This window comes from Devosia geojensis (assembly GCF_000969415.1).
In the GTDB taxonomy this organism is placed as follows: domain Bacteria; phylum Pseudomonadota; class Alphaproteobacteria; order Rhizobiales; family Devosiaceae; genus Devosia; species Devosia geojensis.
In genome coordinates, this window is sequence record NZ_JZEX01000060.1 from 1 (window position 1) to 15,453 (window position 15,453).

Here is a 15,453-nt window from a genome sequence, read left to right on the forward strand (position 1 = left end):
CTCAAGGGGGAGGGGAGCAGTGCCCAACCCATTGATCCGGCGCAGAAATAAAAACTTATCCCCGCAGCTTGAGAGTATCCCATACTCCTTCTCACCGCCGCACCCTTGGGCGAGGATGCATACGAGCTTCCGGTGTGGTGGATCCGGGTCGCATGGGGGTCGCTCCAGGCGAGGTCCAAACCGTCACCCGACCGGATGCCTGCCGGCATCGTACCGGTGAAAGCCGGAAGGGAGGCTTCCCTGGCGGACAAGCGGGCGGATTAAGCCAAAAATCCCGGATGTATGCGGCGAGGCCTGCCTCGCTATTTAATCTGCATGAGGCAATCCTCGCCGCATGCCGCTCTACCCATCGAACCCCGGGGCCTGAACCCGCCGGGCGCTTCTGCACGCCCAAACGAAAAGGGAGGCCATCGCCTCCCCTCTCGATACCGTCGATCGCGAAGCGCTCAGCGCTTCTTCTTGTCCAACTGGTGGTAGGCCCGACGCGCATGAAACTCGCAATACGGAATCCCTTCGCCGGAAGCCTGGCCGCAGAAATAGAAGTCCTTGGTCAGCGGGTCGCCGATCGGCCACTTGCAGGTATGCTCGTTGAGCTGCAGCAGCGAGAGGCGCTTGTCCTCGGGGATAAAGAGCTCCTGCACCTGCGGGGCGACGTAGACCTCAGCCTCCATCTCGGGGCTGACGGCGAGCGCCGTGGCGCCGATCGTCTGGGTGCGCATGACGCTGGCGCGCGGCTTGCCCATGCCGATGCCGGCGCTCATCCCGCCCGAAGGCGAGGCGACGCGGCGGGGGGCCGTGCGCTGCGGGGCGCGGGCGCGCGGGGCCGTGTTGGTCGGCTTGGCGCGGGCCGAGAGCTTCAGCCGGTGCACCTTGCCGATCACGGCGTTGCGCGTCACCCCGTCGCCGAGCTCGGCGGCGATCTGGCTGGCGCTCAGCCCTTCCATCCAAAGCTTCTTGAGCAGTTCGACGCGTTCGTCGGTCCAGCCCATGATCTGCGCTCCTGCAACCATCTTCAAACAGAATCCCTCATCGAGCTGCCAGAACGGAACGGCAGCCGGCATCGCTATACTTCGTATGTCGCAAGGGTCCGCCACACGAGATATCGTGTCCCCACGCGATGGATAGTACGCCAGCGGCGGAATCGGGATCAAGAGTCGGGCGAGACTTTCCCCGGAAAAACCCATGGTTAAGATCGGGTTAAGAAAGGCAGAGTCAAATCAGGCACTTGACCGCTCCTGCATTGACTTGCCGGCCCGATTTGCCCTATTTCAAGGGCCTCGCGCGCCGCCAAAAGGCAGCGCGTTTTTGATTTTTTAGGGGCTCATGTGCATTCCGTTCCGCTCCTGAGTCATTCCTGCAACACTTGACCTATCGGTGAACTCCATGTCTGCGCTTTACGGCACGTATGCCCGGTCCGATCTCGCTTTCGAGCGGGGCGAGGGCGTGCGACTGTTCTCGCAGGACGGCGCCGAATATCTGGATTTCCACTCGGGCGTCGCCGTCAACGCGCTGGGGCACGGCGACCCGCACCTGGTCGCGACGCTGAAGTCGGCGGCCGAGAAGGTCTGGCACACGGCCAACACCTTCACCATTCCCGAGCAGGAGCGGCTGGCCCAGCGGCTCACCGATGCCACTTTCGCCGATGCGGTGTTCTTCACCAATTCGGGCACCGAAGCGATCGAATGCGCCATCAAGACGGCCCGGCGCTATTTCTGGGACAAGGGCGAGGCGGACCGCTACGAGATCATCGCCTTCACCGGCTCGTTCCACGGGCGCACGCTCGGGGCGATCGCCGCCGGCGGCAACCCCAGCTATCTCGAGGGCTTCGGCCCGCCGGCGCCCGGCTTCAAGCATGCAACGCCCAACGACCTTGATTCCGTCAAGGCGCTGATCGGCCCGCAGACCTGCGCCATCCTCATCGAGCCGGTGCAGGGCGAGGGCGGCGTCACCGCCATGACCACGGACTTCATGCAGGGCCTGCGCAGGCTCTGCGACGAGAACGGCCTGCTCCTCATCCTCGACGAGATCCAGTGCGGGTTCGGGCGGACGGGGCGGTTCTTCGCGCACGAATGGGCCGGCGTCACGCCGGACATCGTCGCCGTCGCCAAGGCTATCGGGGGCGGGTTCCCGCTCGGGGCATGCTTGGCGAGGGGCGAGATCGCCAAGGCCATGGTGCCGGGTACCCACGGCTCGACCTATGGCGGCAACCCGCTCGCCTGCACGGTCGGCAACGCGGTCCTCGACCGCATCCTGGCGCCCGGCTTCCTCGATCACGCCAACAGCATGGGCCAGCGGCTGGCCTGGCACCTGCAGCAGCTCGCCCAGCGCTTCCCGCAGTTCGTCGTCGAGATGCGCGGCAAGGGGCTGCTGGCCGGCATCAAGATCACGCCGCCGGTCAAGGATTTCGTCACGCGCCTGCGCGACGATCACAAGCTCCTGACGATCGCGGCGGGCGACAACGTGCTGCGCCTGCTGCCGCCGCTGATCGTCACCGAGGCCGACCTCGAGGACGCCATGGCGCGCATTTCCGCCGCCTTCACCGCCATCGAGGCCGAGACGGCGACCGCCCCGGCGGTCGACTGAGAGCCATGCTGACCTTTTATCACTTCGGGCGTCGCCGACGCGGTTTGTTTCCTCCGCCCATCGGGCTGGATTGATCAACTGCGGCTGCGGCCGCCCGTTTTACCAAGCGTCAAAAAGGAACCCGGCCTATGAATTCGACCGGCAATCCACGGCATTTTCTCTCCATCGACGATTTCACCTATGCCGATCTGCGCGGCATGCTCAACCAGGCGGTAGCGCTCAAGCAGCGCCTCAAGGAGGGCGACCGGCCACAGCTCCTCAAGGACAAGGTGCTGGCCATGATCTTCGAGCGCCAATCCACCCGCACCCGCGTTTCCTTCGATGTCGGCATGCGCCAGCTCGGCGGCGAAACCATCATGCTGTCCGGCCAGGAAATGCAGCTCTCGCGTGAGGAAACCCTGGGCGATACCGCCCGCGTCCTCAGCCGATACGTCGATGCGATCATGATCCGCATCCTCAGCCACGCCGACCTGCTCGAATTGGCCGAGGCGGCGACGGTTCCGGTGATCAACGGCCTTACCCGCCGTGCCCATCCTTGCCAGATCATGGCTGACTTGATGACGTTTGAAGAGCATCGCGGCAACATCAAGGGGGCCAAAGTAGCCTGGGTCGGCGACAGCAACAACGTGCTGCATTCCTGGGTGAATGCGGCGGAGCTCTTCGAGTGCCACCTAAGCGTCGCCACCCCGGAGGAATACAGTCCTGAAAAGGATTTGATGGACGATATCCGGCGGGCCGGCGAGTATGTCAAGCTGATCGAGGATCCGCGCGAGGCGGTCGAGGGCGCCGACCTCGTCATCACCGACACCTGGGTGTCGATGGGCGACGTCGATGTCGCCGAACGTCGCCGGGTCTTGAAACCCTACCAGGTCAATACCAATTTGATGGCCTTGGCTGACAAGAACGCCTTGTTCATGCATGACCTGCCCGCTCATCGCGGAGATGAGGTGACCGACGAAGTGATCGACGGTCCCCAATCGGTCGTGTGGGACGAGGCCGAAAATCGCCTGCACGCCCAGAAAGCCATTTTATGTTGGGCCTTCGGGGTCGAAACGAACTGACTGCATCCTGCAGAATCTTCCGGCGGCGCCATCCTTGACGAAGTGGGCGGCGCCGGTTTGCTGCTTGCTCGGGTGGCGGGTTAGCCCTGCAAAGCGTAGCCTGAGGTAAAGGCAGACGATGACCACGGGAACAACTATGACTGAGAATCTGCTCTCCACCCTGGGCCTCGACCGACCCGAAACGGGCGACGACGCCGTGGTGCCGTTCACCCTCGAGAATCTCGACACGCGCGGCCGCTCGGTGCGTTTGGGCCAGGCACTCGACACGATCCTCAAGCGCCACGACTATCCGGCACCAGTCGCGCGGCTCCTTGGGGAGGCGATCGCGCTCGCCGCGCTCATCGGCTCTTCGCTGAAGTTCGATGGCCGTTTCATCCTGCAGACCCAGACCGATGGTCCGGTCAACCTCATCGTCGTCGATTTCGACGCCCCGGACGGCGTGCGCGCCTATGCGCGGTTCGACGAGGCCGAACTCGAGGCAGCGCTCGCGGGCGGACGCAACCAGCCCGGCGCGCTCCTGGGAAGCGGACACATGGCCATGACCATCGATCAGGGCGAGCACATGGAGCGCTACCAGGGCATCGTCGCGCTCGACGGCAATTCCCTCGAGGAGGTGGCGCACACCTATTTCATGCAGTCCGAGCAGATCCCGACCCAGGTGCGCCTGGCGGTGGCCGAGCTCAGCCGCAAGGGCGACCCGGTGCCCCACTGGCGCGCGGGAGGCGTCCTGATCCAGCACCTACCCGAGCATGGCATGGCGGTGATGCCGGACCTGCCGGGCGACGGCAACTTCGACAACCCGCACACGGCCGATCCCGATTTCGTCGAGCCGGACAGCTGGACGCGGGCGCGCACCCTGCTCTCGACCATCGAGGATGCCGAGCTCGCCGACCCCGCCGTCTCGCCCGAGCAGCTCCTCTACCGGCTCTATCACGAGACGGGGGTGCGGGTCTTCGAGCCGACGCCGATCGAGGAGCGCTGCACCTGCTCGCTCGAACGCATAGAAGACATGCTGCGCAACAGCTTCTCGAGCGAGGAGCGGGCCGAGATGGCCGTCGATGGCGAAATCGAGGTGGTGTGCGAGTTCTGCTCGAGCGCTTACCACTTCAATCCGCACCAGTTCGAAACCAGCAATTGAGGAAGGGCGGCCCGGAGCCGCCCTTTTCTTTGCAAGTGGCGAGTGCGCAAACGTTTTCTCTGACGCGCCCTCTCATCCGGATTTGCACAACGTGTCAAACACTTGCGCAAATTCGCATAACGCATCACAATAGTTCCTCATTCAGCCGGGCAAGAGGCGGGCCAGTTGAATTCGGACTTGATGTCGACGATCGATGCTATCCAGCGTCAGACGTCCGGAGAGGATATCCTGGATATCTTCTTCGGTGCGATCGGCGGCTATGGCTTCGAGCGATTCATCATTTCGGGACTGCCTGATCGCGGGCAGGACGTACGGCCGTTCGTGCTGCTCTCGGGCTGGCCCGACGAATGGTACGAGCGCTACACCAGCTTCGGCTATGTGCACCTCGATCCGGTCGCCCGCTTCTGCTTCTCGACCACCCTGCCCTTCGAATGGTCGGCAGCCACCTACGACCCGAGTTCCGACCTGCCTGCGCGCCGGGTCATGGAAGAGGCCCGGGACTTCGGCATGAACGACGGCTTCTCCATCCCCGTCCATATGGAAGGCGGCATGCAGGGGATCGTGTCGCTCGTCGGCAGCGCCCATGCGCTCGACGAGCATTCGCGGCTCGAGCTGCACATGCTGGCCCTCTACGCCCATGGGCGGCTGCGCTACCTCAACACCGCGGGCGACGAGCATCCGCGCAAGCGCCGGGCGATCACCAGGCGCGAGGCCGAGGTGCTCAAATGGGCCGCCAACGGCAAGACGGCCGGCGAGATCGCCGTGATCACCGGGCTTTCCGAGCGCACCGTCAACCAGCACTGCGTCAACGCCCAGGCCAAGCTCGGCACCAAGAACCGCACGCACACCGTCGTCGAAGCCATTCGGCACAAACTCATCACATTGTAATTTATGCCAATACCGCGAGACGGCTGGAACGTGCCTAATACAGCACGGACCAGTTGGGGGTCGGCCTTATGAAGGTACACCTTTTGGGCGCTCACAACCGCGCTCGCTATGGAGATTTACTCGAAGCGAATTACAAGTTACGGCATCGAATCTTCGTCGACCTGCAAGGTTGGGAGGCGATCCGCCGTCCGGATGGGCGTGATGTGGACGCTTTCGACGGACCCGATGCCACGCATATCCTGGTGACGGATGGCGACGAGCTGGTCGGAGGCTCCCGCTTCAACTGTCACGATGGACCGACCTTGCTGCAGGCGGTCTTTCCGGGGCTCGTCACGGAGCCACTTCCTGCGCCACCCGCGCTAGGGGCCGATTGGACGCGCTTTTATGTGCGGCCCGATCGTCGCGAGGGTAGGCGCCGAGCCCCGGAGTCTGCAGCCCTTTTCTGCGCGATGATGGAGTATGCCCTTTCGCGGGGCTACGCCTTCATCACCTTCGTGTCGACCATCTACATGGTCGAACTCGGAGTGAGCATGGGCATGCGCATCGTCCCCCTCGGTGCGCCGGCCAATATCGATGGGAAGCCGACGCTGGCAGCGTGGATCGAGGTCTCGGAGACGGCGCTCGCCAACATCCGGCGGGCTACGGGCATGTCGCAAATGCTCCTGCCCGTCATCGACCTCGATACACGCGCTCCGCACATCGCCGTCGCCGGCCTCTACTAGGGCAAGCGGAAATGTCGGCGAGCCTGGGGTTGCTCCGGGCGGTCCTGGCCGAGGACCGCCTGACGGACGATATGGCGCTGCGCATCCTCAGCGATGCCCTGCTGCTGGAGATCGATCCGCTCGACTATTGCGTGCGGCGCCTGGGCGTGCCGCAGGCAGTGGCCAGCGCGCGCGCCGCGCAGTGGGCGGGTCTTGCCTATCACGATACGGTGCCACGCGACCTCGAGGGCAGCTGCGAACCGGCGCGCATCGACGCCCTGGCGCAGATCCGCTCCTGCCGGTTGCAGGTCTTCGGCCGCGACGTGCTGTTCTGCGCACCCGACTTTTCCGCGTTCCTCAGGCTCGCCGAGCATGTGAGAGCAAACCCTGACATGCGCGGGCGCCTCTGCATCGTGCCCCCAAGGGCGCTGCGCGCCTTCATCGCGCAGTGCGCGGCTCCCGTCCTTACGACGTCGGCCCGGCAGCGGCTGGCGCGGCGCTGGCCCTGGGCAAGCGCACATCTCGAATTGACGATGCCGGCGCGGATCATCTTCTCGGCGCTACTGCTGACGCTTCTCGTCTGCATCGTGGCGGCGCCGTTCAGCGGACAGCCGCTGATGATCGCGCTCTCGATCCTGATCGTCGCGGCGCCTGCCGTTCTGCGCATCGCCGCGGTTGTGACCATGCGCGACACACCGCCTCCCCGGCTGCCTCGACCCGCCGACGTCGATCTGCCGATCTACACCATCCTGCTGCCGCTGCGCGACGAGGCCGCCATGGTGCCGCAGCTCTACCGGGCCATGTCGGCGATCGACTACCCGCCCGAAAAGCTCGACATCAAGTTCGTGGTCGAGGCCGACAGCACGGTTACGATTGCGGCGGTCGGGGCGTATCTGCGCGACAGCCGTTTCGAGCTGGTCGTCGTCCCGAAGAGCCAGCCGCGCACCAAGCCCAAGGCGATGAACTACGCCCTGCCCCTGGCGCGCGGCGAGTTCATCGTCGTCTTCGACGCCGAGGACCGTCCGGCGCCCGATCAGCTCTGGCAGGCCGCGGCCCGGTTCCGGCAGGATGCAGGCCTTGCGTGCCTGCAGGCGGAGCTGGTGGTCGACAATGGCGGGGAAGGACTCATCGCCGCACAGTTCGCGGGTGAGTATGCAGCGCTTTTCGGGCTCGTTCTGCCCGCACAGGCGCGCTGGGGATTGCCGGTCCCCCTCGGCGGCACCTCCAACCATTTCCGCACGCAAACACTGCGGGCCATAGGCGGGTGGGACAGCTTCAACGTCACCGAGGACGCCGATCTTGGCGTGCGGCTCGCCCGGCTCGGCCAGCGCGTCGATACCCTCGCTTCTCATACGCTCGAGGAGGCGCCGGTTTCGACGAACGCCTGGATGGCGCAGCGCACGCGTTGGGTGAAAGGCTGGATGCAGACCTTCATCGTCCACAACCGGCAGCCGCTGCAGCTCCTGCGCGATCTCGGCTGGAAGAGCTTTGCGTTCTTCGAACTCATCATCCTCGCGATGATCCTGGCGCCTGTCCTGCACGTCACCTTCATGATGACGGCAGGCCTGCGGCTCGCCACCGGCCAGCCGCTCTCGGAGCCCGGAGGCCAGATCTGGATCCTCGGCTATCTCGCCCTCTTCGTTCTTGGTAACTGCGCCGCATTCCTCGTCAACGTGATCGGGCTGGCGCGACTAAAGAAACATGCCCTGATCCCGCTGCAGCTCTTCCTGCCGATCTACTGGCTGCTGCTGGCCGCCGCGACCTTCCGCGCCGTGCATGAACTGCTGGTCAAGCCGTACTACTGGGCCAAGACCAGCCACAGGCCGGCACGCGACACGGGCGCGCGGGCGCAGGCCGTTCCGGAACGCAAGCCCACCCCGCGGAGTGCGAGAGGGACGAAAACATCAGCGGGACGCTCCGCCCGGATCAGGTTCCCATCGTAGGCCTCTCGCCATCTCCTGCTGAAACCAGCGGCGGATGGCATGCATGGTCTGGCTCGGCCGGTCGTCGCGCCAGGCGAGGAACCAATGCCCTTGCCGGGTGACCATGCCGAGCGGGGCGACCAGTCGGCCCTGCTCCAGCGCGTCCCAGACCGCCGGACCGGGGCCGATGGCGACGCCAAGGCCGGCTTCGGCGGCCTGCACGCTGAAGGAGAGCGCGTCGTACCAGATGGTCTCGCGGGCGGGGAGCGGAATGCCGGCCTCGCGCGCCCAGTTGGTCCACATGTCGGGCGGCCAGCGGATGTCGAGCCGCGGCAGGCTCCAGAGCAGATCTCGGGTAAACTGCCGCTCGCGGATGAGCATCGGACTCACCACCGGCCCGAAGGTTTCCGGCGCGACCGGAACCACCGTCATCCCCGCGATGTCGAGCAGCGGGCCGACGCCCACATAGACGTCGATCGATCGGTCGGCCGGGTTGATCTCGCGCGTCCAGGTGGTCAGGCGCACCGAGACGCCGCCGAGCGCCGCCTCGAGGCTCGTCAGGCGCGGCACCAGCCAGCGCAGCAGGAACGTGTCCGGCGCCGTCAGCATGATGGTCGACTGGCCGTAGGTTGCCCGCAGGTGCTCGGTGCCGCGGGTGATCGACGCGAAGGCCTCCGTCACCGTCGCCGCGAACGCCGCCGCCGCCGGCGTCAGCTTCATCGAGCGGTTGCCGCGCTCGAAGAGGGCAATGCCGAGCGCATCCTCCAGGTTCTTGATGTGGCGGCTGATCGCCCCACTCGAAACGTGCAGCTCATCGGCCGCCTTACGCACGCTCCCCAGCCGCGCCGCGACTTCGAACGCGCGCAATGCGTTGAGCAGGTGGAGCAACCGATACCTCAGGAAAAGTCAACTGAACTGCGGTTTTATATGCTGTTGCAAAACTGTCGTCCATCCTACGCTTTTCCTTGAACTGTGGGGCTTCGAGCATGGATGTCCGCCCTTTGCGACCCGCTCTCGAGCACGCAGGTTTTTGTGTCAGACAGAGCGAGTTCACTGCGTGACGACTTCTCCCCACCGGATCATCATCGACTGCGATCCCGGCCACGACGACATGGCGGCAATCCTCCTCGCCGCGTTCCATCCCGGCATCGCCATTGAGGCGATCACGACCGTGTGCGGCAACGCCTCCCTCGCCAACACCACCAACAATGCGCTGCGCATCGTTTCCGCCTTCGGGCTCAGCGTGCCGGTCTACAGCGGCGCGGTGCAGCCGCTGCTGCATCGCTATGATTTCCCGGCCGCCTTCCATGGGCCCTCGGGTCTCGACAGCGCCGGCGTCGAGCTGCCGCCGGCCACGCGTGCGGTCGAGCCGAAGCACGCCGTCCAGGCCATCATCGACATCGTCGATGCCAATCCGGGCGAGATCACGCTGGTCGTCGTCGGCCCGATGACCAATATCGCGCTGGCCCTCGGGCTGCGGCCCGACCTTGCCGGCAAGGTCCGCCAGATCGTCTTCATGGGCGGCTCGGCGGGCGAGGGCAACGTCACGCCGGCGGCCGAGTTCAACATCTGGGCCGATGCCGAAGCGGGACGGATCGTGTTCCGCTCCGGCGCCAAGCTCGTGATGTTCGGCCTCAACGTCACCCACCAGACGCTGCTGCGCCGGCAGGATGTCGCCGCGGTCCGCGCGGCCCGGCCGGGCGACAATGCCGTCGCCGACATCATGGATTTCTATTGCGGCACCTACTACCGGTTCGCGGGCGCCGACAAACCCGGCGCGCCGCTGCACGATCCTTGCGCCATCGCCTGGCTCATCGATCCGACGCTCTTTACCGTCGAGCAGCTGCCGGGCGAGGTGATCGTCGGCAATGACGAGTCTTACGGCCAGACCCTGATCGACCTGCGGCCGCAGGACCCGGCCCACGATACCCGCAACAAGAATGTCGGCGTTGCCATGAAAGCCGATGCCGAGCGCTTCGCCGCGCTGGTGACAGAGGCTTTGATCTGGGCCGCCGGCCGAATTTCTCCCAACCCCTGAGGGATGCCATGATGAAGACTGCCAAGATCGCCATAGTTGCCGGGCTCGTCGCCGGCATGCTCGCCGGCACCGCGCTGGCGCAGGACAAGTCGCTCAACATGATCGTCATCGAGGGCGGCGACACCACCGCCATGCAGGCGGTCGTCAATGCCTACGAAGCGGCGAATCCGGGTGTGACGATCAACCTGCAGCCCTACCCGTTCGCGCAGTTCTTCCAAGTGGCGGAGCTGCGGCTGCGCTCGGGCGACGCCGGCATCGACCTCGTCTATGTCGATGCGCCGCTCCTCGCCAGCTATGCCTCGCGCGGTTTCCTCTCGCCGATCGATGCCGCCATCGACACCTCCTCGCTGGTGACGAGCGCACTTGAGGCCGGCAAGTACGAGGGCGCGCAGTACGCCCTGCCGATCAACAACTCGGCGCAGGTGCTGTTCTACAACAAGGCCCTGTTCGAGGCGGCCGGCATCACGGCGCCCGACGGCCTCACCGCCGGCGAGACGGCGACGCAGGCTGAGGTTGACGAGTTGGCCGAGACCAAGCGCTGGACCTGGGAGCAGGTGGCCGATGCGGCGCGCAAGCTGACCGTCCAGGAAGGCGGCCGCACCACGACCTACGGTTTTAGCGTCGAGCAGTTCGGCGAGCTCTACCAGCTCCAGCCGTTCGGCGAATCCCTCGGCACCGACGTCATCGGGCCGGACGGCTATACCGCCAAGGGGTATCTGGACAGCGAAGCCTGGACCAAGGCGGCAACCTTCTGGAGCGACCTCTACAACGCCTGGGGCGTAAGCCCGCGCAGCCTCGGCTATGGCGAGGGCGCGCAGCTCTTCGGCAACGGCCAGCTCGCCATGTTCGCCGCCGGCACCTGGAACATCCCGATCCTTTCGGAAACGGACGTCGATTTCGGCGTCGCCCCCTACCCCTATTTCGAGGGCGGGAAGGTGCTGACCCCGACCGGTTCCTGGTATGTGGGCGTCAATGCCGCGTCGGCCAACCAGGCCGAGGCCATGGATTTCGCCGCCTATCTCACCACCAACGCCGAAGGCACCAGGATCTGGTTCGACTCGCTCCAGCAGCTGCCGACCTACAAGCCCCTGCTCGACGAGATCAGCACCGACGCCTCGTTCGACGCCTTCCCGCAGAACGTCTTCCGCCTCGGCGTCTACGACTCGCTCAACACCGCCAAGGCGCGGCCGGTGACGGCGGCCTATGGGCAGCTGCAGGATGCGTTCCGCACCGCCTTCGTCGACATTGCCAACGGCGTGCCGGTTGCCGATGCTCTGGCGAGCGCCGTGCAGAAGTTCGAGTCCGCGGCCGCCCGCGTCGCCCCCTAACCAGCATTCGCGTCCCCGGCATGGTCGGGGACGCGCCACCGGTAGACCGCATGACGAACTCGCGCACACCAGTCCTGTTGATCGCCGCGTTGTTGGCGCCGGCGCTGATCGGCCTCGTCGTCTTCCGGCTCTACCCGATCGCGCTCGCCGCCGGCGACAGCTTCTTCAACGTGCTGCGTGGCCAGCGCGTCTTCGTCGGCTTCGACAACTATATCGCGCTCCTCACCGACTCGATCTTCTGGAACTCGCTGTGGGTGACCTTGTGGTTCAACCTGCTGATCAACCCGATCCAGATCGCGCTCGCGCTGGGCCTTGCCCTGCTCTACGTGCAGCAGTTCAAGGGCGTCACCTTCTATCGCATCCTCTTCCTCATCCCGATTGGGGTGTCGCTGCCGACGGCCGTCATCATCTGGCGCATCATGCTGAGCCAGGACGGGCTGGTGAACGGCGTCCTCGGCATCGCGGGCGTGCCGGCGCAGCCCTGGCTGACGGCGCAGTCGCTGGCGCTCTATTCGATCATCGCCATCGCCACCTGGAAGGGCATCTCCTACTGGATGATTTTCATCATCGGCGGGCTGCAGAACATTTCGCCCGAGATCTACGACGCGGCCAAGGTGGACGGGGTCAAGCCCTGGCAGCAACTCTTCTATATCACCATCCCCCTGCTGCGCCCGACCCTGCTCTTCGTGCTGGTTGCGGACGTCTCGATCAACTTCCTGCTGTTTGCGCCCATCTTCATGCTGACGCAGGGCGGGCCGGCCGATTCGACCAACGTGCTGATGTATGAGGCCTACAAGTCCGGCTTCATCTTCGGCGACATGGGCCGCGCTATGGCCATCATCGTCGTGGTCGTCGCCATCCTCCTCGTCATCGTCGGCCTGCAGTTCAGGCTGCTTTCGGGCAAGGGAGCACGCTGATGTCCATGTCCTCCAATCCCGTGCGGCAGGGCTTGAGCCTTGGCGCCAAGCATCTCGTCTATGCCCTCGTCGCCTTCGTCTTCGTGCTGCCGCTCTGGTGGGCCATCGTCTCGTCTCTGCGTCCGAACGCCGAGGTCTTCGCCGACATCTTCCCCTTCACCGCCAAGGCGCTGCTGCCGAGCCCGGCTTCGCTCGAGGCCTACACCGGCGTCTTCGAGCGCGGCTTCGGCATGATCATCGCCAACACGTTGATCGTCGCCCTCATCACCATGGCCGCCGGCCTCGTCGTCAACGGCGCGGCAGGCTTTGCCTTCGCCATGTTCGATTTCAAGGGCAAGAAGTACATCCTGACGGCGATCATCATCAGCTTCATGCTGCCGTTCGAGGCGATCGCGCTGCCGCTCTATACGGTCACCCAGCAACTCGGCTGGCTGGACAACATCGCGGCACTGATCGTTCCCAGCATCGCCAACGGCTTGGCCGTCTTCCTCTTCTACCAGTTCTTCTCCCAGGTGCCGAAGGACTATGCCGAAGCCGCGCGGCTCGATGGCGTCAGCTGGATCAACATCCTGCTGCGCATCTACGTGCCGCTCTCGATGCCGACCTGCATCAGCGCGGCGCTCCTCCTCTTCATCTTCCAGTGGGAAGCGTTCCTCTGGCCGCTGCTCGCCATGCCCAGCCAGCAGTTCAAGGTGATCCAGGTCGGCATGGCCGCATTCCAGCAGCAGTACCAGACGATCTGGAACCAGCTCTTTGCCGTCGCGGTCATCACCGCGCTCATCCCCATCGCCCTGCTGCTGCCCTTGCAGCGCTACTACGTGCAGGGGCTCGCCGGCGCCGGCATCAAGGGCTGAGGCTTCAAGGAACCGCCTCGGCCGTCGGCCGGACGCCGCTGAACCCCGGCTCGTAGAGGAAGCACTTCACGTGGCGGCCCTCGGCCTCGTAGGAGCCGGGAATCTCCTGCCGACAGCGATCCATCACGTATGGGCACCGCGCGGCGAACTTGCAGCCGCCGCTCACCGGAAACTTCACCGGTCGCGGCGGTTCCGCCGGCGCGGCTGACCAGGCCTTGTCCGGGTCGGCCTGCGGGACGGAGCTCTTGAGGAGCTGCGTATAGGGGTGGAGCGGGTTGCCCAGCACCCGCTCGACCGGCCCCGTCTCGACGATCCAGCCGCGCAGCATCACGCCGATGCGGTCGGCGGTATAGTAGGCGGTCGCCAGGTCATGGGTGATGTAGAGCACCGCCACGCCCTGGCTGTCGCGCAGATCCTTGAAGAGGTTGAGGATCGACATGCGCAGCGACGCATCGAGCATCGAGACCGGCTCGTCGGCGACCAGCAATGATGGCCTGGTGATCAGCGCCCGCGCGATGGAGATGCGCTGCGCCTGCCCGCCCGAGAGCTCGTTGGGATAGCGCCCGCGCACCTCGGCGAGGGTCAGGCCGACGACGCCCAGGGCCTCGTCGATCCGCTTCTCGATCGCGGCTCCCTCCGCCACGCGGTAATTGCGCGCGGTCTCGTAGAGATAGCTGTCGACGCGCTTCATCGGGCTGAAGGTGGCGAACGGGTCCTGGAAGACCGGCTGCACTTCGCGGTAGAACCAGGTCCGCTTGTCCTTGGGCGTCAGGTCGCCGACCGGCCGGCCCTTGTAGTTGAGCGTGCCCTGCGTCGGCCGCTCGAGCCCGAGGACCATGCGCGCCAGCGTCGTCTTGCCGCTGCCGCTCTCGCCGGCAAGGGCATAGATCTCGGGCTTGCCGGCCTCGAGGGTCAGCGAAGCATCGTCCACCGCCTCGAGCCGGGTGACCGAAAGGCCCTGGCGGCTGAGGAACACCCGCGTCAGGCGGTCGATCTCAAGCAAGGGCTGGGCTGGTTGCTGCGGCATGATCGGTCTCACCGGTGATCAGGTGGCACGCGGCGCGATGGCCGCCTTCGAGGGTGACGAGCGGAGGCACGATGGTCTTGCAGACCTCCATGGCGTAAGGGCAGCGCGGGTGGAAACGGCAGCCGCTCGGCGGATCGTCGAGCGCGGGCGGGCGGCCGGGCAGGCTCACGCGCGCCACCTTGTCCTCGAGGGTCGGCAGCGAGCCGATGAGGTGCTGGGTATAGGGGTGGCGCGGCGCCTTGAAGATGGTGCGGGTGTCCGCCTCCTCGACCAGCTTGCCGGCATAGAGCACGGCGATGCGGTCAGCGAGGTTGGCCTGCACGCCCATGTCGTGGGTGATGAGCACCAGCGTCGAGCCATGGTCACGCTGGATGCGCTTCAACAGCTGGATGACGCCGCGCTGCACGACCACGTCGAGCGCGGTCGTCGGCTCGTCGGCGAAGATCAGCTTGGGCGAGAGGATGGTCGCGAGCGCGATGGTCACGCGCTGGCGCATGCCGCCGGAAAGCTGGTGCGGGAACGCGCGCAGCACGCCTTCGCGCAGGCCGAATTCGGCGAGGTAGGCGGCCACCCTCTCATTGGTCTGCCGCCGCGACATCGGCTGATGGGTCGAGATGAAATCATGGAAGGTATCGCCGATCCGGCGCACGGGATTGAGCACGTGCATTGAGCCTTGCGGCACGTAGGACACCCGCGACCAGCGCGTGGCGGTGACCTCCCCTTCGCTCATGTCGAGCGCGTCGTGCTGGCCCTCCCCGAAATCATAGGTGACCGAACCCTCGACTGGCGTCAGCGGCGGCTCGAACTCGCCGAGCAGCATCTTCAAAAGCGTGGACTTGCCGCAGCCGGATTCTCCGGCAATGCCGTAGATCTCGCCCGGCCGGATGGCGAGCGACACCCCGTCCACGGCCTTGACGGTGCGTCTCACCCCGAACGCTTCGGTGATGTAGTAGGCCTTGAGGTCCCTGGCTTCGAGAATGGGAGGCTGGTCCACGA

At 65.6% G+C, this 15,453-nt stretch carries 14 protein-coding genes; 10 read left to right on the plus strand and 4 right to left on the minus strand.

Going from position 1 to position 15,453, the window contains the following annotated elements:
* Nucleotides 1–446: 446 nt before the first annotated feature.
* Nucleotides 447–989 (minus strand): GcrA family cell cycle regulator, encoded by a 543-nt coding sequence (locus tag VE25_RS05880; RefSeq protein WP_046107704.1) that lies wholly within the window; start codon nt 987–989, stop codon nt 447–449.
* A gap of 385 nt (nt 990–1,374) precedes the next feature.
* Between VE25_RS05880 and VE25_RS05885 the strand changes: the two genes are divergently transcribed.
* The 6 genes from VE25_RS05885 to VE25_RS05910 all read left to right on the plus strand — a co-directional run bounded on the left by VE25_RS05885 (nt 1,375) and on the right by VE25_RS05910 (nt 8,314).
* Nucleotides 1,375–2,583: an aspartate aminotransferase family protein gene (locus VE25_RS05885; protein ID WP_152664519.1), complete on the plus strand. Its 1,209-nt coding sequence runs from the start codon at nt 1,375–1,377 to the stop codon at nt 2,581–2,583.
* Nucleotides 2,584–2,711: 128 nt separating this feature from the next.
* Nucleotides 2,712–3,644 carry an ornithine carbamoyltransferase gene (gene argF, locus VE25_RS05890; protein ID WP_046107674.1) on the plus strand — a complete coding sequence of 311 codons (933 nt, stop codon included), beginning with the start codon at nt 2,712–2,714 and terminating at the stop codon, nt 3,642–3,644.
* Between the two features lie 136 nt (nt 3,645–3,780).
* On the plus strand, nt 3,781–4,782 hold the full coding sequence (locus VE25_RS05895) for an Hsp33 family molecular chaperone (protein ID WP_046107675.1): 1,002 nt from the start codon (nt 3,781–3,783) through the stop codon (nt 4,780–4,782).
* Between the two features lie 180 nt (nt 4,783–4,962).
* Nucleotides 4,963–5,670 carry a helix-turn-helix transcriptional regulator gene (locus tag VE25_RS05900; RefSeq protein WP_046107705.1) on the plus strand — a complete coding sequence of 236 codons (708 nt, stop codon included), beginning with the start codon at nt 4,963–4,965 and terminating at the stop codon, nt 5,668–5,670.
* Nucleotides 5,671–5,738: 68 nt separating this feature from the next.
* Complete coding sequence (locus VE25_RS22225) at nt 5,739–6,392, plus strand: acyl-homoserine-lactone synthase (RefSeq protein WP_046107706.1); 654 nt, start codon at nt 5,739–5,741, stop codon at nt 6,390–6,392.
* 29 nt (nt 6,393–6,421) lie between these two features.
* The gene (locus tag VE25_RS05910; RefSeq protein ID WP_160299952.1) at nt 6,422–8,314 is read left to right on the plus strand and encodes a glycosyltransferase family 2 protein; all 1,893 of its coding nucleotides are present in this window, start codon (nt 6,422–6,424) and stop codon (nt 8,312–8,314) included.
* Here the strand turns inward: VE25_RS05910 and VE25_RS05915 are convergent.
* Nucleotides 8,276–9,181: a LysR family transcriptional regulator gene (locus VE25_RS05915; RefSeq protein WP_046107676.1), complete on the minus strand. Its 906-nt coding sequence runs from the start codon at nt 9,179–9,181 to the stop codon at nt 8,276–8,278. The genes VE25_RS05910 and VE25_RS05915 overlap by 39 nt on opposite strands.
* A gap of 169 nt (nt 9,182–9,350) precedes the next feature.
* Between VE25_RS05915 and VE25_RS05920 the strand changes: the two genes are divergently transcribed.
* Genes VE25_RS05920 through VE25_RS05935 form a run of 4 tightly spaced genes read left to right on the plus strand, consistent with a single transcriptional unit; the run spans nt 9,351 to nt 13,430 of the window.
* On the plus strand, nt 9,351–10,331 hold the full coding sequence (locus VE25_RS05920) for a nucleoside hydrolase (protein ID WP_052731755.1): 981 nt from the start codon (nt 9,351–9,353) through the stop codon (nt 10,329–10,331).
* A gap of 8 nt (nt 10,332–10,339) precedes the next feature.
* Nucleotides 10,340–11,659: an ABC transporter substrate-binding protein gene (locus tag VE25_RS05925; protein WP_046107677.1), complete on the plus strand. Its 1,320-nt coding sequence runs from the start codon at nt 10,340–10,342 to the stop codon at nt 11,657–11,659.
* Between the two features lie 50 nt (nt 11,660–11,709).
* A complete protein-coding gene (locus VE25_RS05930) occupies nt 11,710–12,576 on the plus strand; it encodes a carbohydrate ABC transporter permease (protein WP_046107678.1) in 867 nt (288 codons plus the stop codon).
* On the plus strand, nt 12,576–13,430 hold the full coding sequence (locus tag VE25_RS05935) for a carbohydrate ABC transporter permease (protein WP_052731757.1): 855 nt from the start codon (nt 12,576–12,578) through the stop codon (nt 13,428–13,430). Before VE25_RS05930 ends, VE25_RS05935 begins: the two co-directional genes overlap by 1 nt.
* A gap of 4 nt (nt 13,431–13,434) precedes the next feature.
* On the opposite strand, the gene VE25_RS05940 is transcribed toward VE25_RS05935, so the two are convergent.
* Together VE25_RS05940 and VE25_RS05945 are read right to left on the minus strand one after the other, a co-directional pair.
* A complete protein-coding gene (locus tag VE25_RS05940) occupies nt 13,435–14,457 on the minus strand; it encodes an ABC transporter ATP-binding protein (RefSeq protein WP_046107679.1) in 1,023 nt (340 codons plus the stop codon).
* On the minus strand, nt 14,426–15,451 hold the full coding sequence (locus VE25_RS05945) for an ABC transporter ATP-binding protein (protein WP_046107680.1): 1,026 nt from the start codon (nt 15,449–15,451) through the stop codon (nt 14,426–14,428). Before VE25_RS05945 ends, VE25_RS05940 begins: the two co-directional genes overlap by 32 nt.
* Between the last annotated feature and the right edge of the window lie 2 nt (nt 15,452–15,453).